This is a genomic window from Kitasatospora sp. NPDC001540 (assembly GCF_042894345.1).
Classification (GTDB): Bacteria; Actinomycetota; Actinomycetes; order Streptomycetales; family Streptomycetaceae; genus Kitasatospora; species Kitasatospora phosalacinea_C.
This window is the reverse complement of record NZ_JBIAVO010000002.1, coordinates 314,184-337,445: the sequence shown is the minus strand read 5'-3', so window position 1 is coordinate 337,445 and position 23,262 is coordinate 314,184. Positions and strand designations below refer to the sequence as shown.

The following is a 23,262-nucleotide window of genomic DNA, read 5'->3' as shown; positions in this document are numbered from 1 at the left end:
GTGCTCAGGCTTCCTTCGCGGCGCGGGAGATGGCGGCGGCGACGGGCTGCTCCAGCTCGGGCAGGTGGATGTCGGCGACGGTGACCGCCCGGTCGATGAAGCCGACCCGGTGGAAGATGTCGGCGGCTTCCTGCTGCTCGGCGACGAACTCGGCGGTGGCGGGCTCCAGTTGCCAGGGCAGGGCGGCCAGCGCGGTGTGCCAGTCGGCGGCCTCGCCGCCTTGGTCCTCGGCGGCGATGGCGGCGGCCTCGGCGGGGTGGGCGGCGGCCCAGTGGTCGGCGCGCTGCAGGGCGGTGACGACGGCGGCGACCACCTCGGGCCGCTGGACGGCGAGTTCGCGGCGGGTGAAGAACACCGAGCGGTCGGTGATGACGTCGCCGGTGCGGATCAGTTCGCGGAACTCCCCGGTGCGTCGGGCGGCGGCGAGTTCGGCGCCCTGGGCGATCCAGCCGGCGATGGCGCCGCTGCGCAGCCGCTCGGCCTCGTCCCCGGCCGGGCGCTCGGCGCTGACGTCCTCGCCGTACGAGAGGCCGTGCTGGTGCAGGGCCTTGGCGAGCAGGTGGGTCTGCCAGGAGCCGATGCCGAGCACCACGGTGGTGCCCTTGAGGTCGGCGACCGAGTGCACCGGCCCGTCGGCGGCGACCAGCAGCGCGCCGTGGTCGGGGCGGGGCGCGGAGACGGCGGTGTAGACGATGTCGTGTCCCGCGGCCTGGGCGGTGATCGGCGGGGTGGAGCCGGTGCCGCCGAAGTCGATGGTTCCGTCGGCCAGGTAGGGGCCGGTCTTGGTGCCGTCCGTGTAGTGGTGGAACTCGGCGCTCTCGCCGAGCGGGGCCAACTCCTGCTGCAGGTAGTCGAGTCGGGCCAGGTGGTAGAGGGAGGGGTTGGAGCGGTGCACCCCGACGGTGATCGTCATGGCGGTCTCTTTCCTTGCAGGAGTGGCTAGTTGGCGTGCTGCGGCGCGGCGCCCCGGTGCACGCCGAGGTCGGCGAGCAGGCGGCGGCGCAGTGCCGCGAATTCGGGGTCGGCGGCGTCCCGGGGGCGTTCGACGGTGACGGTCTCGTCGCGGACGAGGGCGCCGTCGCGCAGGACGGCGACCCGGTCGGCGAGCCGGATCGCCTCGTCCACGTCGTGGGTGACCAGCAGGACGGCGGGCCGGTGCTTGCGGCACAGTTCGCCGACCAGGTCCTGCATCCGCAGCCGGGTGAGGGCGTCCAGGGCGGCGAACGGTTCGTCCAGCAGCAGGAGTTCGGGCTCCCGGACGAGGGCGCGGGCCAGCGCGGCGCGCTGCGCCTCGCCGCCGGAGAGGGTGCCGGGCCAGGCGTCGGCGTGGTCGGCGAGACCGACCTCGGCCAGCGCCCGGCGGCCGGTCTCCCGGGTGGCCGCGCCGCGCGGCAGGCCGACGGTGACGTTGCCGAGGACGCGCTTGGACGGGATCAGCCGGGGTTCCTGGAAGACCACGGTGCGCGAGGGCGGGACGAGGACGGTGCCCTGGTCGGCGCGGTCGAGGGCGCCGAGGATCCGCAGCAGGGTGGTCTTGCCGGTGCCGGAGGCGCCGAGCAGGGCGAGGAACTCGCCGCGGGCGATGTCCAGGTCGATGCCGTCCAGGACGGCGCGGGTGCCGAACACCCGGCGCAGGCCGCGCAGGTGGACCGCGGGCACGGTGGTGGCGGGGGCGGTGGTGGCGGAGGTGCTCATCGTCCGGCCACCTGCCGTCCGGTGACGGGCCGCCAGGGCATCAGGACGCGTTCCAGGACGCGGACCGCGCCGTCGGCGGCCAGGCCGAGCAGGCCGTAGATCAGGATGCAGACGGCGAGCACGTCGGTGCGGGAGAAGTTCTGCGCCTGGGCCATCAGGTAGCCGATCCCCTCGGTGGAGTTGATCTCCTCGGCGGCGATCAGCGCGATCACGCTGAGCGTCATCGACAGCCGCAGTCCGGAGAGCAGGGCTGGCAGCGCGCCGGGCAGCACGACCTCGCGGACCACCGCCCAGCGGGAGAGGCCGAAGCTGCGCATCGCCTCGACGAGTTTGCGGTCGGTGTTGCGGACGCCCCCGGAGGCGGAGACGTACATCGGGAAGGAGGTGGCCACGCCGATCAGCGCGATCTTCGCCGTCTCGGTGATGCCGAACCAGACCATGAACAGCGGCACCAGCGCCAGGAACGGGACGGTGCGCAGGACTTGGACCGCGGAGTCGAGCAGTTCCTCGCCGAGCCGGAAGAAGCCGGTGACCACGCCGAGCACCAGGCCGGTGCCGGCGCCGAACAGCAGGCCGAGGGCGGCCCGGGTCAGCGAGGTGGACAGCGCGTCGGTGAGCTGCCCGTTGCCCCACAACTCCTGCACGGCTTGCAGGACCTGGCCGGGCGAGGCGAGCACGTCGGGGGTGAGCGCGCCGGTCGCGGAGGAGATCTGCCAGGCGGCGAGCAGGGCCAGTGGGCCCAGGGCGCGCAGGGCGAGCGAGAGGCCGCGCGGCCGGGCGGTGGTGGCGCGGGCCCGGGGGGCGACCAGTCCGGCCGCCCGGGCCGCCTCGGTGGTGGTGGTCACTGTCCGCTCCCGGCGAGGGAGTTGACGTCGATCAGGTAGGGCTTGACGTCGACCAGGGTCTTGGTGACGCCCTGGTCGGCGTAGAACTTGGCGACCACGGCGAACCGGGCGGTGTCGGCGTCGGTGATCGGGGAGTCGACGGCGCGCTGCTTGCCGAACTCGACGGCGATCTCCTTCTCGGCGGGGGTGACGGCGGTCGGCCCGGCGTCGGTGAACACGTTGAGATAGGCGGCCGGGTCGGCCTTCTCCTTGGCGCCGTTCTCGTGCAGGTAGCCGTAGAACGCCTTCACCACCTCGGGGTGCTTCTCGGCGAAGGCCGAACGCACGGCCCACACCGCGTAGTTGTCGCTGCCGACGGCCTTGCCGTTGGCCAGGAAGTGTGAGTTCGCGTTGGCGATGGCGGGGATCGAGAAGGTGCCCCAGGTCGCCCAGGCGTCGACCTGGCCGGAGTTGAAGACGCCGGAGGTCTGGTCGGCCCGCAGGTAGACCCGCTGGACCTGGTCGGCCGGGATTCCGTTCTTCTCCAGCGCCTTGAGCAGCAGGTACTCGGAGGTGCCGCCCTGCGAGACGGCGACCTTCTTGCCGACCAGGTCCTTGACCTCCTTGATCGGCGAGTCGTTCTTCACCAGGATGCCCTCGCCGGCCTCGTCCGGTTCGGTCTGCGCGAACAGCTTGAAGCCGGGCTTCTGGGCGAGCGCGGCGACGGCCGAGGTGATCGAGCCCTGGGCGACGTCCAGCTGGTCGGCGTTGAGGGCCTGGGCGGCGGGGGCGAACGGCCCGGCGCTGCCCGTCCAGACCACCTTGGCGTGCACGGCGGCCAGCGCCCTGTCCAGCGAGCCGTCCTTCTTGCCCTTGGCGAGGAAGCCGGAGTTGCCGGGGTCGGGCACCCGCAGCACCACCTCGGCGCCGCCCTTGCCGTCGGCGGAGGCCGCGGTGTCCTTCGCGGAGGAGCAGGCGGTCAGGGCGAGCGCGGCGAGGGCGGTCAGCGCGGTGGCGGCGAGCAGCGGGCGGCGGACGGTGGTGCGCATGGGGTTCTCCAACAGTGGGGGTCGTCAGGAGCGGGCGGCGAGCAGGGCGCGGGCCGCGGCCAGCGGGGCGGGGTCGGCCCAGGCGTGGACGTCGACCCGGTCGGCGAGGAAGCCGTGGGCGTGCAGGAACTGCTCCTGCTGGGCGAGGAGTTCGAGGCGGTCGGCCGAGAGGTCGGGGTGCAGGGTGCGGTGGCTGCCCGCCGCGTACGCCCCGGCGACGCCCTCCGGGCCGGCCCCGGTCTCGGCGCCGAGGATCCGGGCCACGTCCGCGGGCCGGTCGGCCGCCCAGTCGGCGGCGCGCAGCAGCACCGCCAGGAAGCGCGCCACCAACTCCGGCTGTTCGTCGAGGAGTTGCTGGTGGACGGTGATCGGGCGGGGCGTGCCGTTGTTGACCCGGTGGCGGCGGTCCGCCAGTGCGTCCAGCTCCACGGCGGGCACGGCCCCGTGGCGGCGTGCGGCCTCCACGGCGAGCGCACCCTTCACGTACACCGCGTCCACCCGGCCCTCGGCCAGCGCGGCCAGCTCGGCCTCCCACTGGCCGCCGCCGGGGGCGGCCTCGACGTCCACCCACTCGGCGTCGTCCGGGGTCAGCCCGGCGGAGGCCAGGGCGCCGTGGTGCCCGGCCAGGGCCATCGCCCGCCAGAAGTCGATCGCGATCGGGTGCCGGGGCACCGCGAGCCGGAGCCCGCGCAGCTGCTCCGCGGCGGCGATGCCGCTGCCCTCCCGGACGAGCACCGTCTGGCGCTCCTCGATCCAGGTCAGGCCGATCAGCCTGGTCCGCTCGCCGCGCGAACGGGCCCACAGCGCCGGGACGTTGCCGCCCTCCCGGAACAGGCCGGTCAGCGCGTGCGTGTAGTGGTGGTCGGCGGCGACCTCCGGCGGGACGTCCTGCAGCGAGCGCACCGCGATGCCCTCGGCCGCGAACTCCTCGGCCAGCCAGCCGCGGTCGGCGGCGATGCCGGTCGCGGTCGGCACGGGGCAGCGGGTGAACCACAGGGTGTCGGGGTATGGGGGCGCGGCGGGGGGCGTGCTCATGGCGGGGCTCCGGGAATCGGCAGGAGGCGCGCGGGCACCGTGCCACATGGTGGGAACGGCCGCGCGGGAGAAGGGGGTTCGCGAAGGGGTCAGCGACAACAGGAGGAGTGGCACCGGTGCGTCTTCACGGTGGACTCCCTCCTGTTCGAACCGGCTGATGGACCGAGCGTTCCACCTGACCGGGGGCCGAATCAAGCCTTGCCAGATGATGGGATCACCTGTTCACGGCAGGCCGGACAGCCGCAACACTGCCGACACACTGCCGCAGCGATCACTCCCATATCCTGGAAACAGCACCGGAGTTGACCATGACGTCAACCAGCGGCGTCGGTCACCGACGTCGACCACCGACGAGCCGAACCGGAGAAGCGCGATGCCCGCCCCCGGAACCCTCCCCGCCCCGCCCGGCGGCGCCCAGGCGGTCCACCGGGCGCTCGGCCTGCTGCACTGCTTCCACGACAACGGGCCCGACCTCAGCGCCTCCGAACTCGCCCGCCGGATGGGCCTGTCCGTCTCCACCGCGCACCGCCTCGCCCGCACCCTGGTCGCCACCGGCTTCCTCGACCAGGACGAGCGCACCGCCCGCTACCGGCTCGGCCCGGCCGTCGCCGAACTCGGCCAACTCACCTTCCACCAGCGCGGACTGCACCTCGCCGCCCCCGAACTCGCCCAGCTCGCCCGGCGCACCGGCGCCACCGCCGACCTCGCCATCCGCTCCGGCCCGCACGCCGTCATCCTGGTCGGCGGCTCCGTCCTGCCCTCCACCGGCCTCGGCCTGCGCCGCCCCCTGCACTCCACCGCCCTCGGCAAGGTCCTGCTGGCCTGGCCCTCCCCCGCCGACCCGCCGCTGCAGGGGCCGCTGCCCGCCTACACCCCGCACACCCTCACCGACCCGGCCGCCCTGGACGCCGAACTCGCCCTCACCCGCGAACGCGGCTACGCCCTCAACGACGGCGAGTCCACCCCCGGCGTCCGCACCCTCGCCGTCCCCGTCCTCGACCGCACCCCCACCGCCCGCTTCGCCCTCGCCGTCCGCTCCACCCCGGCCCACCTCACCGACGCGACCCTGCCGCGCGCCCTCGCCCACGCGAAGTCCTGCGCACAGGCCCTGGCGATTCTCCTGCTGCCCCCGGACCAGCGCTAGCGAGCCCCGGAGCGCACCGACAGGGGCGCGGGCAACTGCGCGCAGCGGAAGAAGAACGCCAGCAAGGTCGCGACGGGGGCAGTGAGTCGATGCCCTGTCGCGACCTTGCTGTGCGCGTGTGGCGCTCGCGCGGTTCCCCGCGCCCCTGGTCTCAGGCGGCGGGCGCGTACTTGTAGCCGACGCGGCGGACGGTGACGATCGTGTCGCGGTAGGCCGCGCCGAGCTTGCGGCGCAGGCGGGCGACGTGGACGTCGACGGTGCGGCCGTCACCGACGTGGCCGTAGCCCCAGACGGTGTGGACGAGCTGGTCGCGGGTGTGGACGCGGTGCGGGTGCTCGGTGAGGTGGGCGAGGAGCTCGAACTCGAGGTAGGTGAGGTCGAGCAGCGAGCCGTCGACGTACGCGTTGCGGCGGTCCAGGTCGACGGAGATGCCGCTGTCCGCGGGGCGGGTGAACGACCGGGCGGCCGGGGCCTCCGCGACGGGCGCGACGGGCACGGCGGGGGCCTGGGTCTCGGCGGGCACCAGCACCAGGTAGCCGACCAGCGGGGAGTTGGCCGCCCCGAGCTGGGCCAGCAGCCCCTGCGGGAGGACGGACTGCGGGAGGGCGGCGACCACGGCGGCGCCGTCCTGGAGCCCGGCGAGCAGGCTCTCCGGGGCCGGGGCGACGGACGCGGCGGCCGGAACGACCGGGCGGGGCGCGGCGGCCCGCCGGTGCTCGGCGGTGGCGGCGGTCGCGGGGGCGAGGTTGGGGAGGGAGCGGACCGCGCGCAGGTGCGGGGTCGCGGTGGCGGTGGCGGTGGCGTACGACATGTGAGGGCTCTTTCGCGCGTGACGGTCGGTGGGTGGTCGTCGTCTGCGCTTCCGGCGCACGGGAGTTGACGGTTGGTCAGGTCCGGGGCCGGGAGGCGCGGGTCGCGCGCCGACAGGTCTGGTCGAAGTGGTGGTTCCGGCGTGAGGGCCAGAAGGGTTCGAGGAGGGTGCGGGTCTGCACGGTTGCTCTCCGGAGCGCGGCACGGGTCGACGGGGACGCACGGAACCGCCGCCCTCCCGACGGCGTACGCGGGTACGGGGAGGGGTGGCGGTGCGTCAGCGACAGCAGGCGCTGTAGATCCGGCCGTGGTCGATGTACCGACGGACGGTGAGCACGGGGAGGGCGGCGATGCGGACCGTGGCGGTCATGGTGCGGCTCCTCCCCCTGCGTTTCGTCGGCCCGCGGCGGAACGGCGGCGGGCACGGGTACGAGACTTCCACGCCCGGTGCCCGGAAGGCAACCCGCTGGAGGGTAACATCCGCAGGCCGAGACAGAAAACGTCCACGATCCGGACGCCACCGCCCCGACCTGCGGAAACGGAAAAAACATCGGAGGCAGAACTACCTGCGGGATCGGCGGCGGAACGCCCCGAGCGGAACCGCCCGGGGCGGAACTGCCTGGACGTCAGAGCCGCACGCCCGCCCGGACGGCCGCGTGCTCGACCAGCCGGATCAGCAGCTCCTTGCCGTCCTCGCGCCGCCGGGCGTCGCACAGCAGCACCGGCACCGCGGCCGGCAGGTCCAGCGCGGCGCGGACGTCGTCGGGGGCGTACACCTCGGTGCCCTCGAAGCAGTTGACGGCGACCACGAACGGGATGCCGCGCTGCTCGAAGTAGTCGACCGAGGGGAAGGAGTCGGCGAGGCGGCGGGTGTCGGCGAGGACGACGGCGCCGAGGGTGCCGCGGGCGAGCTCGTCCCAGACGAACCAGAACCGGTCCTGGCCGGGGGTGCCGAACAGGTAGAGCGCGAGGCCGGGTCTGAGGTCGATCCGGCCGAAGTCCATGGCGACGGTGGTGGTGCGCTTGGCCTCCACCCCGGCGGTGTCGTCGACCGGCCGGCCGATCTCGCTGAGCGACTCCTCGGTGCGCAGCGGACGGATCTCGCTGACCGCGCCGACCAGGGTGGTCTTGCCCGCTCCGAAGCCTCCGGCGATCAGGATCTTGACCGCGTTGGCACCCCAGGGGGCCTTGCGGAGGGGGGAAGTTGACGGTGCGTCAGAGTGCACGGAGGCCATTGATCACGTCTCGTAGCAGGCGCTCGTCCGGTTGGTGGGCGAGCTGGACGGGTCGGGTGACGCTGATCAGTTCGGCGTCGTGGAGGTCGCCGAGCAGGACCCGCACCACGCTCACCGGCAGGTCGGTGTAGGACCCCAACTCGGCGACGCTGAGCGGCTCTTCGCGGCAGAGTTCGAGGATCGCGTGGTGTTCCGGGTCGAGCGCGAGGTCCGGACCGCCGCCGGGGCCGGCCAGGGCCGGCACCGCGGCGGTGACGAGGGAGATGAGGTCGAACAGGCCGTCGTCGACCGGGCGGGCGCGTCCTCTGGTCATCGAGAACAGCCGGACCACCGGTCCGGCGTCGTCGTCGAACCAGCGGTCGTCCACCGGGGTGCGGGGCGCGAACAGGTCGGCCGACGGCTCGTCGGCCGGCTCGCCGTCCGCGGTCGCACCGCTGAGGTCGGCCGGGGCGGGGGCCTCGGTCGGCTCGGTCGGGTCGGGCTCGCTCATCGGATGGGTCATCTCCCGGGCAGGGTGGTATCGGTCCTCGGTTCGGCGACCAGGTGCTCGCCGACGCGCTTGACCAACAGTGCCATTTCGTACGCTATTTGGCCCACATCGGATTCGGCGTCGCTGAGCACGGCCAGGCAACTGCCGTCACCGGCCGCGGTGATGAACAGGAAGGCCTCGTCCAGTTCGACCATGGTCTGCCGGACGCCGCCGACCTGGAAGTGCCGTCCGGCGCCCTTGGCGAGGCTGTGGAAGCCCGCGGCGACCGCGGCCAGGTGCTCGGCGTCCTCGCGGCCGAGGCCGCTGGAGACGCCGGTGGCGAGGCCGTCGCTGGACAGGATCACCGCATGCCGAAGGGTCGCCACCCGGCCGACCAGGTCGTTGAGGAGCCAGTCGAGGTCCCCGGACGGCGGTGTTGTTGCGGTCATGATTCGGTTCCTTCTGCTGGTGCGGGCGGTGCGGTCGGCGTCTGGTGCGCCGACGGGACGGAGCGGGCGGGGGGCAGCGCGTGCGGCACCGGGGCGGAGGGCAGCGCGACCCGCAGTCGGGGTGACTGCCCGGGCAGCGACGGCCGTACGGGCGTGGGCCGTTCGGCGCCCTCGTCGGCGCCGGACGGGTCGGGCTCGGAGCGCACCACGGTGAGCGAGGCGGGCTGCAGTCGGTCACCGCGGCCGCGGGCGAAGCCGCGCTGGAAGGAGGCGAACGTGGAACGGGCCTCCTCGGGGCTGCGCTCGCGGACCGGTTCGGCGGGCTCCGGCCCGGCGCCGGGCCGCAGTTGGGGCGCCAGGCTGGCCTGCCGGACGCGCTTGGGCAGCAGCCCCCCGGCCACCGGGGTCAGCGCGGGCCCCCCGGCGGGCCCCTCGGCAACGGCGGGCGCCCCGGCAGCGGGCGTCCCGGCAGCGGCAGGCGACTGCACGGCGGCGGCCACCGCGGCGGCGGCATCCTCCTCGGGGCGGCGGTGGCGCCCGGTGCCCCCGGCACCCCCCGCGCCCGGCGCGGACTGCTGGGCGGCGCCGGGGCGGCGACGGGGCAGGCCGCCGGGGGTGGCGGAGGGTTCGGCCGTGGCGGGGCGGGGCCCGCCGAGCGCGGCGGTGGCGGCCGGTGCGGCCACCGCCGGTGCGGCGTGGGCGCCCTGGCGGCGGCCCGGCCCGGCGGCGCCGGTGCGGCCGAGGCTGCCGCGGGCGATGCTGCTGGCGGGCGCGGCAGGCTGCCGGTGGCTGCCGGTGTCCTCGCCGCTCTGCCGGGGGGCGTCGGGGGCGGTCTCGACGGTCTCGGCGAGCAGCTCGCGCGGGATCAGCACGACGGCGGAGGTGCCGCCGTAGGCGCTGGGGCGCAGGTGCACCCGGATGCCGTGGCGGCGGGCGAGCCGGGAGACCACGAACAGGCCGAGGCGGTCGGTGTCGGCGAGGTCGAACTCCTGCTCGACGGCGAGGCGTTGGTTGATCTCCTCCAGGTGCTGTTCGCTCAGGCCCAGGCCGCGGTCGTCGATCTCCAGGCAGAAGCCGTGCGCGACCACCTCGCCCTGGACGGTGACCTGGGTCTGCGGCGGGGAGAACACCGTGGCGTTCTCGACGAGTTCGGCGATCAGGTGGGTGACGTCGGCGACGGCGGAGCCGAGCAGGCCGGTGCCGGGGAAGGGCCGCACCTGCACCCGGGCGTAGTCCTCGACCTCGCCGACGGCGGCGCGCACCACGTCGACCATCCGGACCGGCTTGCGCCAGGCGCGGCCGGGCGAGCCGCCGGAGAGGATGATCAGGCCCTCGGCGTGGCGGCGCATGCGGGTGGTGAGGTGGTCGAGCCGGAACAGGTCCTCCAGCTCGCGGGGGTTCTCGGTGCGGCGCTCCATGGTGTCGAGCAGGGTGAGCTGGCGGTGCAGCAGGACCTGGCTGCGGCGGGCCAGGTTGACGAAGACGGCGGAGACGCCGCGGCGCAGTTCGGCCTGTTCGACGGCGGCCTCGACGGCGACCCGCTGGACTTCGTTGAAGGCCCGGCCGACCTGGCCGATCTCCCCGGCGCCGAAGTCGAGTTGGGGCACCTCGGCGACCACGTCGACGGCCTCGCCGCGGCGCAGCCGGAGCATCACGGAGGGCAGCCGGGTGGCGGACAGGTCGGCGGCGGCGTTGCGCAGGCCGACGAGTTCGCGCACCAGGCGGCGGCCGGTGCGGTAGGAGATGACGATCGACAGGATGACGGCGGCGAGGCCGATCAGACCGGCGGTGCCGCCGCGGACCAGCGCGTCGATCGCGTTCTGGCGGGCCTGCTTGCCGAGGTTGTCGGCGAGCCGGGAGTTGACGGCGTCGATCTCGGCGAGGACCTTGTCGGCGGTCTCGCCCCAGGAGTCGACGGGGCCGCCGCGCACTTCCAGGGCCCGGTCGGCGGCCTTGTCGAAGCCGTTCTCGGCGGCGGTGAGCCAGCTCCAGTCCTGTTGCATCCGCAGCGCGTTGTAGGCCTCCCGGTCCTCGCCGTCGAGTTCGGCGACGTAGATCCGGAACAGGGCCTGCTGGGCGTTCATGGCGTCCAGCGCGACCTGCTGCTTGCGGGGGTCCCGGGCGGCGGCCTCGGTGCCGGCCCGCAGGGCGCGCATCGCGGCGGTCTCCTGGGCGAGGTACTCGCCGGCCCGGGAGAGCTCGACCAGGATGGTGCCCTGGCGGGGCAGCGAGCCGGACTGCTTGGCGATGAAGGAGGAGCGGAACGCGAACACCGGGGTGATCAGGTCGCTGTAGTCCTTGAGCGCGCCGTCCCAGCTCTGCTTCTGCTGGCCGATCTGGCTGCGGATGGCGCCGAGCTGGTCGGCGACGGCGAGCAGGTCCTGGTAGCGGGCGCGCTGGTCGGCGTCGAGCTTGTCGGCGTCGTGGCTGGCGCCCTGGTAGCGCAGCAGTTGCAGGTCGCGGTCGGTGGTGGTGCGGGCCTTGGCGTAGGCGGCGGCGTAGTCGGCGTTGGTGGGGGCGGCCAGCCGCAGGACGGCGGCGGTGCGCTCCTGCTGGAGGTCGTAGGCGTACTGGTCGGCCGGGTTGCCGAAGGCGGTGTACGTGGAGCTGAGGTCGAGCTGTCCCCGCACGTCGCCGGTGGTGACGAGGGTGGCGTAGACCCACAGACCGCTGAGCGCCGCGATGGGCACCAGGAGCAGCGCGACGATCCTCGCGCGGATCGAGCTGCGGCGCAGGCGCATACGGGTCCTTCGTGGTCCTCGGGGGAGGGGCCCCGGGACGCGGGTGGGCGGGCGCGGGTGGGAGCGCGTGGGCAGGGGAGGGTGCGGGCAGGGGGGTGGTACGGCGGGGGTCGAGAGCCGCGAGCCTACTACTTCCTGACCACCCGTTCGTAGGGTGAAAGTGCATCGTGATCGGCTGTTGTCCGGATCGTCCTTTAATTTCCCGGCCGGGTTCTGTCATGGCCCCGACCTGCATCCCTGCGGCCGGTGCGGGGCGTCGCCGCTCGGTGACTCTGGGCAGCGCCGCGCCGATCCGGTAGCTTCGCCGGTACCGCTCCGGCCGTGCGGACCGGAGACGGGGGACGGCGGGATCGGGGGGACCGTGCGAGAGTTCAGCAGCCCCGCGCTGGGCGGTGCGCCGACCGGCGGGCTGGCCGACTCGGTGTTCGACCGGGCGGAGCGGGAGCCGCAGTTGGTGCAGCTGTCCCGGCGGACGGGCGACGGCGGCTGGGAGCCGGTGACGGCGCGCCGGTTCCGGGACGAGGTGCTCGCCCTGGCGAAGGGCCTGCTGACCCGCGGGGTGCGCTACGGCGACCGGGTCGCGGTGATGTCGGCGACCCGCTGGGAGTGGACGCTGTTCGACTACGCGCTCTGGGCGGTCGGCGCCGTCCCGGTGCCGGTGTACCCGTCGGCCGCACCGGACCAGGTGCGCTGGATCCTGGCGGAGACCTCGGCGGTGGCCTGCGTGGTCGAGGACGAGGACCAGGCCATGACGGTGGGCGCGGTGTGCGACGCGCTGCCGGAGCTCACCGGCATCTGGCAGCTGGACCGGGGCTGCGTGGCGCAGTTGGCCGCGGACGGCGCGGGCGTGCCGGACGCCCTGGTGCACCGTCAGCGGCTGGGGGTGTCGCCGGACTCGCTGGCGAGCGTCGTCTACACCTCGGGCACCACGGGCCGCCCCAAGGGCTGCCTGCTGACGCACGGGAACCTCGCCGCGGTGGCGGACGCCATGCTGGCGGGCTGGGACGAGGCGTTCCGCGACACCGGCGGCGGGCAGCCCGCGACGCTGCTGTTCCTGCCGCTGGCGCACGTGTTCGGGCGGATCACCCAGGTCGCGGCGGTGCGCGGCGGAATCCGGATCGGCCACCACCCGAGGGTGTCGGCGGACAGCCTGCTGCCCGCGCTGGCCTCGTTCGAACCGACCTTCCTGCACGCGGTGCCGTACGTCTTCGAGCGGATCCACCGCCGGGCCCGGGAGGCCGCGGAGGCGGCGGGGCGGCTGGAGCTGTTCGAGCAGGCCGAGCAGGTCGCGGTGGAGTGGGCGGCGGCCCGCGAGCGCCGGGCGCACCGCCGCGGCCCGGGCCCCTCGCCCGCGCTGCGGCTGCGGCACGCGGCCTACGAACGGCTGGTGTACCAGCGGGTGCGGGCGGTGCTGGGCGGCCGGGTGCGGACGGTGATGTCGGGCGGGTCGGTGCTGGCGCGGGAGTTGGGCCTGTTCTTCGCGGGCGCGGGCGTGACGGTGTACGAGGGCTACGGGCTGACCGAGTCCTCCGCGCCGGTGACCGCGAACCCGCCGCGGCGGGCGAAGTTCGGCACGGTCGGCCGCCCGCTGCCGGGCTCGACGGTGGCGATCGCCGAGGACGGCGAGGTGTGGGTGAAGGGGCCGGGGGTGTTCTCCGGGTACCTCAACCACCCGCGCTGCTCGGACGAGGCGCTGTGCCGGGGCTGGCTGGCCACGGGGGACCTGGGCGAGCTGGACGAGGACGGCTACCTGGTGCTGACCGGCCGCAAGAAGGAGGTGATCGTCACCTCCAGCGGCAAGAACCTGGCCCCGGCGGTGCTGGAGGAGCGGGTGCGCAGGCACCCGCTGATCGCCCAGTGCCTGGTGGTGGGCGACCGGCGGCCCTACCTGGCGGCGCTGATCACGCTGGACCCGGTGGCGCTGGCGCACTGGCTGCGGGCCCGCGGGCGGCCTCCGCTGGACGTGTGGCAGGCGCTGGCGGACCCGGAGCTGCACCAGGAGGTGCAGCGGGCGGTGGGGGCGGCGAACACCACGGTGTCGCGGGCCGAGTCGATCCGGGCGTTCCGCCTGCTGCCGCGCGAGTTCTCGGTGGAGGACGGGCTGCTGACGCCCTCGTTGAAGATCCGCCGCTCGGCGGTGGCGGAGCGCTACGCGCAGGACATCGAGGAGCTCTACGCCGGTTGACCGATCTCGCCCACCGGTCGGGCCGTTCCGCTTGACCGCCGGGATTGGTCCAGTCCATTGTGTGCTGCGGCCTGGTGCGGCAGGGCCCCCACCGACCCCCGCCCCCTCCGGGAGTCACTCCTCCGCCCGTCCCCCACACTGGAGTTGACCCGTGATCGGTTCCGCCCGCCGCCGCCTCGCGGCCCTCGCCGCCACCACCGCACTGGCCTGCCTGGGCACCGCCCCGGCCGCGCACGCGCAGGCCGCGGCCCCCGCGCCGAACCTGGCCACCAATCCCGGCTTCGAGATCCCCGCCCTGCCGCTGGCCGACTGGGGCTCGATCCCCGGCTGGCACTGCGCGGCGGGCGAGGGCGCGGTCACCACCGCGGCCCGCACCGGCGGCTCCGCCCTGGCGATCACCCCCGCCTCGGCCGACTCCACCGGTCAGTGCACCCAGACCCTCGCGGTGCGCCCGAACACCACCTACACCTACCGCGCCTGGGTGCACGGCTCGTACGCCTTCCTCGGCGCCACCGGCACCGGCCACGACGTCTCCCCCGCCTGGACGGCCGCCACCGGCGACGGCTGGCAGCAGCTGACCACCTCCTTCACCACCGGGGCGGCCACCGGCTCGGTGCAGCTGTACGTGCACGGCTGGTACGGCCAGGGCCCGATCGCGGTGGACGACGTCGAGGTGAGCGGCGACAGCCCGGCGCCCGCGCCGCCGACCAGCAGCGTGCCGACCGCCGACCCGGTCGTCTTCGTCACCGTCGACGACGGCTGGACGCGCGACCCGGCGGCCGCGCGGCTGATCGCCGACCGGCAGGTCCCGGTCACCGCGTTCCCGCTGCCGATGCCGGAGGGCTTCGAGCCCGACTACTTCGCCCGGGCCACCGCCGTGCCCGGTTCCGCGATCGAGGACCACGGCGTCTCGCACCGCGACCTGACCACCCTGTCGCTCGCCGAGCAGCAGGCCGAGATCTGCGACGCCCGGGACGCGGTCACCGCCCACTACGGCACCGTCCCGACGCTGCTGCGCCCGCCGTACTTCGCCTGGAACGCCGACACCCGGCAGGCCGCCGCGAACTGCGGCATGACGCACCTGGTCACCGCGAACGCCGACTTCGGCTGGGGCGCCTCGAACACCTCCCACCCCGGCGGCGCGCTGCAGCCCGGCGACATCGTCATCCTGCACTTCACCGACACCCTCACCGGCGACCTGCAGCGCACCCTGGACGCCGCCGCCCGGGCGGGCCTGCGGCCCGCGGCGCTCACCGACTACCTGCGCTGAGCCGCGACGACGCCGCCACGACAGCGGTGGCCGGGCCCGTCGTACGGGCCCGGCCACCGGTGTTCGTCCCCCACGGACGCCTCGCGCCCTACCGCACGACTCAGGCCGCGGCGCTGAACAGCGGCAGGTAGCCGTTGGCCTGGCCGGTCGAGTTCGGGTGGTAGCTGTCGCTGACCGGCAGCGTGGTGCTGTTCAGCCACTGGGTGGAGGAGCCGCAGATCTCGTGCCCGGCGAAGGCCGACCGGACGTCCTTGAAGGTGAACCCGGCGTCCGCCGCCTGCTTGGCGATCACCGTGTCCAGGGTGTCGGCCGCGCCGTTGATCGCGGTCCGCTTGGTGTTCGAGATGCCGAAGATGCAGGTGCCGGGCACCTGGTAGAGGTGCGGGTAGCCGAGCACCACCACGTGCGCGTTGGGCGCCTTCGCCTTGATCTGCCCGTACAGGCTGGTGAGCTTGCCCGGCAGCGTGTTGGTGGCGTAGCTCTTGGCCGCGCTCACGGCGCTCAGGCAGGAGCTCTCGCTGTCCAGCACGCAGGTCTGCATGGTGGAGGCGAAGCCCGCGTCGTTGCCGCCGATGGTGATCGACACCAGCGTGGTCGAACTGCTCAGCGCGCTCAGCTGGTTGGCCACCACGTCGTCGGTCCGCGCGCCCGAACAGGCCACGAAGGAGAACGAGGTCGGCGCGTGCGCGGTCTTCCAGAGGTACGGGTACGCCTTGGTGCTGCGGCTGCAACTGCCGCTGTCACTGGTGTAGCTGCCGGAGCCGACGCCGGCCGAGTACGAGTCGCCGAGGGCGACGTAGTTGACCCCGGCGGCGCTCGCCTGGGTGGCGGCGACGAGGGTGGTGACGGAGAGGGCCGCCGCGGTGAGCGCGACGGTGAGGGCACGGACGCGAGACATCTGATCCTCCAGGAGTGACGCAGGCCACACTTGGATACCAGTCGGTAGCCTCCCGGGGAAGCGGTCATGCCAAAGAAATTGACGAACACTCACCGAACGGGACCCCAACGTCCGCTACGCGCGCAGACCCACCCCTGACCTGGGCTGCAGAAATCCCCTCGTCGGATCTTCGGACCGTCGTTCCGGCGGAACGGGAGGGTCCGCCTCCTCAGCGGAACCGGCAGCCCGCGAACGGCAGTTCCTCGATCGTCTCGTCCGCCCGCACCGGCACGCCCCAGCGCGCGGCCGCCGCCGCGACCGCCGCCCGCGCCTGCCGCAGCCCCGGCGGCCCCCAGCCGAGCAGCTCCACCGCCAGCCCCGGCGCCACCAGCAGCCGCCGGTAGTGCCGCCCCGAGGCCGGGTCCGGCGCCGACGGGCCCACCGCGCGCAGCGCCGCGGCCATCCGCACCCGGGCGCACTCGTGGCCGCCGTTGGCCGAGCCGACCCGGTCGTACAGGTAGCCGAGGTACACCGGCCCCTCGACGACCGCCTGGGCCTCCTCGCCCGCCTCCCGGGCCAGCGCGCGGCCCGGGTCCCCGCCGTCCTCCGGCTCCAGCGACCCGCCGGGCAGGCTGACCACGCCGTCCCGCGGGTTGACCAGCGTCAGCACCCGCCCGTCCGGCGCGAACAGCCACCCCCAGGACTGCTTGACCGTCAGCCCGGCCGGCACCCGCTCCCCCGGCCGCCACGGCCAGCCCGCGTTGGGACGGCGGCGCACCCGCCCGAGCAGCTCGGAGATCTCCGGGCTGTACTCGATGCCCATCGCCACTCCCTCCGCTCTCCGGCCGGCCCGCCGCACCACCTGATGATCTTCCCCGAACACCCGACCGATGAACAGCCCCGACCGCCACCCGGGTCACCGCGTCTGCTAAGGCGGCCCCGGAGCGGTGTCCGGGACCTGTGATACTCGTACCTGAGCACCGGACGGACGAGGGGCGGCAGGGCGATGCGGCGGGGAGCGGGCGAGTGAGGCTGCTGCACACCTCGGACTGGCACCTGGGCCGGTCCTTCCACCGGGAGAACCTGCACGCCGCGCAGCAGGCCTTCCTGGACCACCTGGTGGCGACCGTCGCCGCCGAGCGGGTCGACGCGGTGCTGGTCGCGGGGGACGTCTACGACCGGGCGCTGCCCGGCCTGGAGGCGGTGGCGCTGTTCGACGAGGCGCTGTGGCGGCTGTCCGAACTGGGCGTGCCCGCGGTCTTCATCTCCGGCAACCACGACTCGGCCCGCCGCCTGGGCACCGCCTCCCGACTGCTCGACCGCTCCGGCATCCACCTGCGCACCGACCCGGGCGCCCTGGCCGAGCCCGTCCTGCTCGCCGACGAGCACGGCCCGGTCGCCGTGTACGGGCTGCCGTACCTGGAGCCCGCCCTGGTCCGCGAGCGGCTGGGCCTGGCCGCGGGCGGCCACGAGCAGGTGCTGGCCGCGGCGATGGACGGCGTCCGCGCCGACCTGGCCGCCCGCCCCGCGGGCACCCGGGCCGTGGTGCTGGCGCACGCCTTCGTCACCGGCGGCGCCCCCAGCGACAGCGAGCGGGACATCGCGGTCGGCGGCGTGCAGTCCGTCCCCGCCGCGGTCTTCGACGGCGTGCACTACGTGGCGCTCGGCCACCTGCACGGCTGCCAGACCCTGGCCCCGCACCTGCGCTACTCCGGCTCCCCGCTGGCGTACTCCTTCTCCGAGACGGCGCACCGCAAGTCGATGTGGCTGGTCGACCTGGACGCGGCGGGCGCCGTCGAGGCCCGGCGGGTGTACTGCCCGGTGCCGCGCGAACTGGCCCAGCTGCGCGGTCGCCTGGACGAGCTGCTGGACGGCGACGAGCACGAGTACGCCGTCGACCGCTGGGTGCAGGCCACCCTGACCGACCCGGTCCGCCCGGCCGACGCGATGGAGCGGCTGCGCGCCCGCTTCCCGCACACCCTGCAACTGCTCTTCGACCCGGAGGGCGGCGAGCGCACCGACCGGGCCTCGTACGCCCAGCGGGTCAGCGGGCGCACCGACCGGGAGGTGGTGGAGGGCTTCGTCGCGCACGTCCGCCCCAGCCGCGCGCTCGACGGCGCCGAGCGGTCCTGGCTGCTGGAGGGCCTGGAGGCGGTGCGCCGCACCGCCGCCGCCCGGGCCGAGGAGAACGCCCGGTGACCCGCCCCCGCCCCCTGGAGGACGCCCGATGAGGCTGCACCGGCTCACCGTCACCGCCTTCGGCCCGTTCGCGGGCACCGAGCGGGTCGACTTCGACCTGCTCTCCGCGGCCGGCCTGTTCCTGCTGCGCGGCGCCACCGGCGCGGGCAAGAGCAGCGTCCTGGACGCGGTCTGCTACGCCCTGTACGGCGAACTGCCCGGCACCCGCCGCAGCAACGGGGTGCGCAGCGACCACGCCGCCCCGGGCGTGCGCACCGAGGTGGTGCTGGAGGTGACGCTCGGCGGGCGGCGGCTGGAGGTCACCCGCCGCCCCGAGCAGTGGCGCCCCAAGAAGCGCGGCACCGGCCTGACCCCGGAGAAGGCGCAGACCCTGCTGCGCGAGTGGGCCGCCGACGCCGGGGAGGGCGCGCCCGGCTGGGTCGCGGTCAGCCGCTCGCACCAGGAGGCGGGCGAGGAGCTGACCAGGCTGCTGGGCATGAACCGCGAGCAGTTCTGCCAGGTGGTGCTGCTCCCGCAGGGCGACTTCGCCCGCTTCCTGCGGGCCGACTCCAAGCAGCGCGCCGAACTCCTCGGGCGGCTCTTCGACACCGGCCGGTTCGAGCAGTTGGAGCGCTGGACGGCCGAGCTGCGGCTGCGCCACGAGCGCGAGGTGCTCGGCGGGCGGCAGCGGGTGCACGCCCTGCTGGCCCGCGCCGAGGAGGCCGCCGGGCCGCTGGCCGCCGACGCGGCCGCCCACCACCCCGGCGAGGACGCCCCGATCGCCGAGGCCCTCGGCTGGGCCGCGATGCTGCGCGCCACCGCCGCCGAACGGGCCGACGCCGCAGCCCTGCACCTGGCCGCCGCCGAGGCCGAACGGGCCGCCGCCCGCGAGCGGTCGGAACGGCAGAGCGCCCTCGCCGAACGGCAGCACCGCCACCAGCGGGCCCAGCGGGAACGGCTGCGGCTCACCGACCTGGCCGCCCGCTCCGCCCCGGAACGGGCCCGGCTGGAGGCCGCGCTGGCCGCCGAGGCCCCCGCCCCGCTGCGCGCCCCTCACCGCGCCGCGCAGGCCGCGCTGGCCGCCGCCGCCGCCGAGGAGGACGCCCGCCGCACCGCGCTGGCCGCCCGCGCGGCCGCCGCCGACTGGCGCTCCCCGCTCGGCACCGTCGAGGAACTGCAGGCCGCCGAAGGGGTGTTGCGCGCCGAGACCGGCCGCCTGGAGGCCGCCGCGGCCGACGAGGCCCGCCACGGCGCGCTGCTCGCCGACCGCGCCCGGCTGCAGCGCAAGCACGAGGAGGCGGAGGCCCTCGCCGAGGACTCCCGCCGCTGGCTGGAGGACTTCGAGGAGAAGCTGAAGCGGCTCCAGCAGGAGCGCGAGGCCGCCCGCGAGGCCCGCGCCGAACTGGAGCAACTCGACGCCCGACAGCAGGAGTTGACGCAGCAGCTACGCTCCGCCGAACGGCACCTGCGACTGCTGGACGAACTCACCGCCGCCGAGGACGCCGTCCGCGCCCGCACCGACGCCGCGCAGGCCGCCCGGCAGCACGCCCTGGACCTCCAGGAGCGCCGACTCGCGGGCATGGCCGCCGAGTTGGCCGCCGCCCTGACCCCCGGCGCCCCGTGCCGGGTGTGCGGCTCCCCCGCGCACCCGGCCCCCGCCGAGCCCGCGGCCGGGCAGGTCACCGCCGAGGACGAACGCCGCGCCCGCGCCGCCCAGCACGCCGCCGAGGACGAACTCGCCGCCGCCGCCCGGCAGGTGAGCGCCGTCACCGCGGCCGCCGCAGCCGCCGGGGCCGCCGCCGGAGGCCGCACCGCCGCCGAAATCACCGCCTCGCTCTCCGACTTGACGGCACATCAGCAGCAGCTCCGGCAGGCCGCGGAGCGCTGGCTGCCGCTGGGCCAGCAGCTCGACCGCCTCGAACGGGACGGCGCCGCCCACCGCGAGCAGCTCCGCCAGGCGGGCGAGCAGAGCGCCCGCCTGGCCGGTCAACTCGGCGCTCTGACCGCCGAACTCACCACCCTCGAGGCCCGCCTCGCCGCCGCCCGCGGCGACGCCCCGTCCGTCGCCGCCCGCGCCGCCGCCGTCACCGCGCTCGCCACCGCCACCACCGCCGCCCTGACCGCGACCCGCACCACCGCCACCGCCACCGCCCACCACCGGGAGACCGCCGAGGCCCTGCTGCGCGCCGCCCGCGACGCGGGTTTCCCCGACCTGGCCGCGCTGGACTCCGCCGCCCTGCCCTCGTACGAACTCGACGCGCTGCGAAGGAAGTTCAAGCAGCTCGACGCCGACCTCGAACTGGCCGCCGCCCAACTCGCCGACCCCGCCCTGCTGGCCGCCGCCGAACTCCCGCCCGCGGAGACCGGCCCGGCCCTCGCCGCGGCCGCCCGCGCCGACGAACGCCTCGCCCGCGCCCGCTCCGCCCACGACCAGGCCCGCGCCCGGGTCGCCGACCTGGCCCGGATCGGCCGCGACCTGGCCGCGCTGGCCGCCGAACTCGCCCCCGTCCTGGACGCCCACGCCCGGATCAGCCGCCTGGCCGCCCTGCTCGCGGGCGCCCCCGCGGAGAACGCGCTGCGGATGCGCCTGGAGTCCTACGTCCTCGCCGCCCGCCTGGAGCAGGTCGCGGCGGCCGCCAGCCGGCGCCTGCTGAAGATGTCCGGCGGCCGCTACACCCTGGTCCACAGCGACGGCCTGGTCTCCGGCACCAAGCGCTCCGGCCTCTCCCTGCACGTCGTCGACGCCTGGACCGGCCGCGAACGCGACACCGCCACCCTCTCCGGCGGCGAGTCCTTCTTCGCCTCCCTCGCCCTCGCCCTCGGCCTCGCCGACGTGGTCACCGACGAGACCGGCGGCATGCCCCTGGACACCCTCTTCATCGACGAGGGCTTCGGCACCCTCGACGAGAACGCCCTCGAAGAGGTCATGGACGTCCTCGACTCCCTCCGCGAACGCGACCGCGCCGTCGGCATCGTCAGCCACGTCGCCGACCTCCGCACCCGCATCCCCGCCCAACTCCTGGTCCGCAAGCACCGCACCGGCTCCACCGTCCACCACACCACCCGCGAGAACGCCTGACTCCTGCCCGCGGCGGTCCGCTCAGCCGGTCCAGCCGTTGCAGTTCTCGAAGCCGTCCTCGACGGTGCCGCGGAAGGCCAGGGCGGTGGAGTCGAGGCCGAGGGCGGTGAGCAGGGTGGCGAGGGCCGCGTCGTGGTCGGTGACGGCGCGGTCGACGTGGACGAGGGTGTAGGCGTCGCCGTCGATCCGGCTCAGGCCGAAGCAGGTCCGGCCGATCATGAACATCGCGGCGCTGGCGTAGCCGATGTCCTCCCAGCCCCGCTCCACGATCAGTCGCAGGCGGGCGGCCAGGGGCTCCAGGGGCACCTGCAGCCCCGCGATCACCCGGCAGGTGCCGAGGGCGTGCTCCAGCAGGCTCTGCTGGAAGGCCGGGTTGCGCTTGCCGCCCTGGTAGGCGGGCGCCTCCTCCCAGTCCGGCTCAGGCCCCGGCACCTCGATCGTCGTCATCGTCCTGCTCCCCCTCCGCCACGAACGCGGCCGCCAGGCGGCCCCAACTCCGCACCTCCGCAAGGGTATGCGAGACGTGCAGGCGGGCGTTGGGGAGGTGGGCGGCCAGCGTGCGGGCGGTGGCGAGGGGGTGCAGGGGGTCGGTGTCCCAGGCGAGCAGCAGGACGGGGTGGGTGAGGCCGCGCAGGCTCTCGGGGGCGGGCAGGTCGGACGCGGCGGCGGCCCGCAGCGCGGCCGGGAGGAGCGGCTCGGCGAGGTCGAACTCGGTGGTGTACTGCGGGGCCCCGGCCAGGACGGCGGGCGGCCCGGACAGCCGCGCCGCGGCGTGCAGCGCGCCCCGGCCGCGGCGTTCGACCAGGGACGCGGCGGCGAGCAGCCCGCTGCGACGGGGCTCCCGGGCCGCCCAGGCGACCGCCGGGATCGCCAGCACCAGCCGCTCGAACCGCTCGGGCCGGGCCAGCGCGGCCCACAGCACGGTGGCGCTGCCCATCGACGCGCCGAACCCGCTGACCGGCGCGCCGGGCGAGAGGTGGTCGCAGAGCGCGAGCAGGTCGTCCGCGAGCGAGGCGTAGCGGTAGTCGTCCGGCACCGCCCGCCCGGTGGACTCGCCGTGCCCGCGCGCGTCGTACCGGGCCAGCCGGTGCGTCGCCGTGACGGGCGTCCAGTCGAACAGTCCGGCCCGCCGCTCGTGCGCCCGGCTGGACAGCGCCCCGTGCGCGTGCACCACGAGCGGCCCGCGCCGCCCGCTGACGCCGTACGCGAGGGTGGCGTGCGGCCGCTCCAACCGGCCCTCGGCGGCCCCGGCGTCCGGCCCGGTGACGGCCGACGGGGCGCTCAACCGGAGCAGGCGGCGCGCTGGGCCTGCTGCCAGGTGCAGACGGGGCACAGCGGGCTGCCGGGGGCGTCGGCCGGGTACTCGGTGGGCTCCCCGCACAGCACGCACGCGGCCCGCTCCCCCGCCCCGCCGGGCTGCAACCCGCGCAGCGCCCGCTCCGGGTCGGCGGCCACCTCGCAGACCTGCTCGACCCCGGCCCCGGCAACGGCCCCGGCAACGGTCTCGGTCCCGCTCTCCGCGTGCTCTCCCATGCCGGACAGGGTACGCCGCTCACCCGGCGGCCGGTGCCGCCTCCCGACCGTGGACGGTCCGCTCCGCGCTCACCACGACCGGCGGGCCGCCCCCCACCACGGCGCCCGCCGCACCGCCGTGACCGCGGGCTCCCGCCGGGCGGTCAGCCGAGGAAGGAGAGGCGGAGCGTGCGCTGCGGGTTGTCGCGGTTGGTGTCGATCAGGACGACGGACTGCCAGGTGCCGAGGGCGATCCGGCCGCCGACCACGGGCAGGGTGGCGTGCGGGGCGACCAGGCCGGGCAGGACGTGGTCGCGGCCGTGGCCGCGGCTGCCGTGGCGGTGGCTCCAGCGGTCGTCGGCGGGCAGCAGGTCGCGCAGGGCGGCGAGCAGGTCGTCGTCGCTTCCCGCGCCGGTCTCGATCACGGCGATGCCCGCGGTGGCGTGCGGGACGAAGACGTTGAGCAGTCCGTCGCGACCGTCCGCGACCTCTCTCAGGAAGGCGTGGCAGCGGTCGGTGACGTCGAGGGCGACCTCGTCGCGGCCGGTGGCGATGTCGAACGTCTGGGTGTGGAAAGTGTCGGACATGGAGCCATCCTGGCCGATCTTGCGGCACGCCTCGTAGGGGCGACGGCCGAACGCCACCGACCGCCAGGGTCTCGCCAGGGCGCGCCAGCGCTCGCCCGCTCCCGGCAACCGGCCCGGGAACCG

Annotated in this window: 21 protein-coding genes; 5 read left to right on the top strand and 16 right to left on the bottom strand. The window is 75.3% G+C overall.

What is annotated here, in order from left to right; all coding sequences use genetic code 11:
• Positions 1–4: 4 nt before the first annotated feature.
• Genes ACFY00_RS04450 through ACFY00_RS04430 form a run of 5 tightly spaced genes read right to left on the bottom strand, consistent with a single transcriptional unit; the run spans position 5 to position 4,603 of the window.
• A complete protein-coding gene (locus tag ACFY00_RS04450; RefSeq protein WP_388027077.1) occupies positions 5–913 on the bottom strand; it encodes an ABC transporter substrate-binding protein in 909 nt (302 codons plus the stop codon).
• A 26-nt stretch (positions 914–939) separates the two neighbouring features.
• A complete protein-coding gene (locus tag ACFY00_RS04445) occupies positions 940–1,695 on the bottom strand; it encodes an ABC transporter ATP-binding protein (RefSeq protein WP_388027075.1) in 756 nt (251 codons plus the stop codon).
• On the bottom strand, positions 1,692–2,540 hold the full coding sequence (locus ACFY00_RS04440) for an ABC transporter permease (RefSeq protein ID WP_388027074.1): 849 nt from the start codon (positions 2,538–2,540) through the stop codon (positions 1,692–1,694). The genes ACFY00_RS04445 and ACFY00_RS04440 overlap by 4 nt, the downstream gene beginning before the upstream one ends.
• The gene (locus ACFY00_RS04435) at positions 2,537–3,568 is read right to left on the bottom strand and encodes an NrtA/SsuA/CpmA family ABC transporter substrate-binding protein (protein ID WP_388027072.1); all 1,032 of its coding nucleotides are present in this window, start codon (positions 3,566–3,568) and stop codon (positions 2,537–2,539) included. Before ACFY00_RS04435 ends, ACFY00_RS04440 begins: the two co-directional genes overlap by 4 nt.
• Positions 3,569–3,592: 24 nt before the next feature.
• Positions 3,593–4,603, bottom strand: a complete 1,011-nt coding sequence (locus ACFY00_RS04430) for an ABC transporter substrate-binding protein (protein ID WP_388027070.1) — start codon at positions 4,601–4,603, stop codon at positions 3,593–3,595.
• A 373-nt stretch (positions 4,604–4,976) separates the two neighbouring features.
• Between ACFY00_RS04430 and ACFY00_RS04425 the strand changes: the two genes are divergently transcribed.
• On the top strand, positions 4,977–5,747 hold the full coding sequence (locus tag ACFY00_RS04425; protein ID WP_388027067.1) for an IclR family transcriptional regulator: 771 nt from the start codon (positions 4,977–4,979) through the stop codon (positions 5,745–5,747).
• Positions 5,748–5,898: 151 nt separating this feature from the next.
• On the opposite strand, the gene ACFY00_RS04420 is transcribed toward ACFY00_RS04425, so the two are convergent.
• From ACFY00_RS04420 to ACFY00_RS04400, 5 genes are all read right to left on the bottom strand, one after another.
• Positions 5,899–6,558, bottom strand: coding sequence for a winged helix-turn-helix domain-containing protein (locus ACFY00_RS04420; RefSeq protein ID WP_388027064.1), 660 nt, complete (start codon positions 6,556–6,558; stop codon positions 5,899–5,901).
• A 625-nt stretch (positions 6,559–7,183) separates the two neighbouring features.
• Entirely contained in the window at positions 7,184–7,792 is a 609-nt protein-coding gene (locus tag ACFY00_RS04415; protein ID WP_388027061.1) for an ATP/GTP-binding protein, read from the bottom strand.
• A complete protein-coding gene (locus ACFY00_RS04410) occupies positions 7,773–8,282 on the bottom strand; it encodes a DUF742 domain-containing protein (RefSeq protein ID WP_388027059.1) in 510 nt (169 codons plus the stop codon). The genes ACFY00_RS04415 and ACFY00_RS04410 overlap by 20 nt, the downstream gene beginning before the upstream one ends.
• A gap of 8 nt (positions 8,283–8,290) precedes the next feature.
• Positions 8,291–8,710 carry a roadblock/LC7 domain-containing protein gene (locus tag ACFY00_RS04405; protein WP_388027056.1) on the bottom strand — a complete coding sequence of 140 codons (420 nt, stop codon included), beginning with the start codon at positions 8,708–8,710 and terminating at the stop codon, positions 8,291–8,293.
• On the bottom strand, positions 8,707–11,451 hold the full coding sequence (locus ACFY00_RS04400) for a nitrate- and nitrite sensing domain-containing protein (protein WP_388027053.1): 2,745 nt from the start codon (positions 11,449–11,451) through the stop codon (positions 8,707–8,709). The genes ACFY00_RS04405 and ACFY00_RS04400 overlap by 4 nt, the downstream gene beginning before the upstream one ends.
• Positions 11,452–11,812: 361 nt before the next feature.
• On the opposite strand from ACFY00_RS04400, the gene ACFY00_RS04395 reads away from it, so the two are divergent.
• Positions 11,813–13,636, top strand: coding sequence for an AMP-dependent synthetase/ligase (locus ACFY00_RS04395; protein ID WP_388027051.1), 1,824 nt, complete (start codon positions 11,813–11,815; stop codon positions 13,634–13,636).
• A gap of 151 nt (positions 13,637–13,787) precedes the next feature.
• Positions 13,788–14,906 (top strand): polysaccharide deacetylase family protein, encoded by a 1,119-nt coding sequence (locus tag ACFY00_RS04390; RefSeq protein ID WP_388027049.1) that lies wholly within the window; start codon positions 13,788–13,790, stop codon positions 14,904–14,906.
• Positions 14,907–15,006: 100 nt separating this feature from the next.
• Here the strand turns inward: ACFY00_RS04390 and ACFY00_RS04385 are convergent, their stop codons facing one another.
• Positions 15,007–15,804: an SGNH/GDSL hydrolase family protein gene (locus ACFY00_RS04385; protein ID WP_388027047.1), complete on the bottom strand. Its 798-nt coding sequence runs from the start codon at positions 15,802–15,804 to the stop codon at positions 15,007–15,009.
• Between the two features lie 208 nt (positions 15,805–16,012).
• On the bottom strand, positions 16,013–16,606 hold the full coding sequence (locus ACFY00_RS04380; RefSeq protein WP_388027046.1) for a hypothetical protein: 594 nt from the start codon (positions 16,604–16,606) through the stop codon (positions 16,013–16,015).
• Between the two features lie 203 nt (positions 16,607–16,809).
• Between ACFY00_RS04380 and ACFY00_RS04375 the strand changes: the two genes are divergently transcribed.
• Together ACFY00_RS04375 and ACFY00_RS04370 are read left to right on the top strand one after the other, a co-directional pair.
• A complete protein-coding gene (locus tag ACFY00_RS04375) occupies positions 16,810–17,982 on the top strand; it encodes an exonuclease SbcCD subunit D (protein WP_388027044.1) in 1,173 nt (390 codons plus the stop codon).
• Between the two features lie 28 nt (positions 17,983–18,010).
• On the top strand, positions 18,011–21,040 hold the full coding sequence (locus tag ACFY00_RS04370) for an AAA family ATPase (protein WP_388027042.1): 3,030 nt from the start codon (positions 18,011–18,013) through the stop codon (positions 21,038–21,040).
• A gap of 21 nt (positions 21,041–21,061) precedes the next feature.
• Here ACFY00_RS04370 and ACFY00_RS04365 read toward each other — a convergent pair whose 3' ends face one another.
• The 4 genes from ACFY00_RS04365 to ACFY00_RS04350 form a co-directional block, all read right to left on the bottom strand.
• On the bottom strand, positions 21,062–21,487 hold the full coding sequence (locus ACFY00_RS04365; RefSeq protein ID WP_388027039.1) for a hypothetical protein: 426 nt from the start codon (positions 21,485–21,487) through the stop codon (positions 21,062–21,064).
• Complete coding sequence (locus tag ACFY00_RS04360) at positions 21,459–22,325, bottom strand: alpha/beta fold hydrolase (RefSeq protein WP_388027036.1); 867 nt, start codon at positions 22,323–22,325, stop codon at positions 21,459–21,461. The genes ACFY00_RS04365 and ACFY00_RS04360 overlap by 29 nt, the downstream gene beginning before the upstream one ends.
• The gene (locus ACFY00_RS04355) at positions 22,322–22,573 is read right to left on the bottom strand and encodes a hypothetical protein (protein WP_388027376.1); all 252 of its coding nucleotides are present in this window, start codon (positions 22,571–22,573) and stop codon (positions 22,322–22,324) included. Before ACFY00_RS04355 ends, ACFY00_RS04360 begins: the two co-directional genes overlap by 4 nt.
• 143 nt (positions 22,574–22,716) lie before the next feature.
• Positions 22,717–23,139 carry a YjbQ family protein gene (locus tag ACFY00_RS04350; RefSeq protein ID WP_388027034.1) on the bottom strand — a complete coding sequence of 141 codons (423 nt, stop codon included), beginning with the start codon at positions 23,137–23,139 and terminating at the stop codon, positions 22,717–22,719.
• Positions 23,140–23,262: the final 123 nt, after the last annotated feature.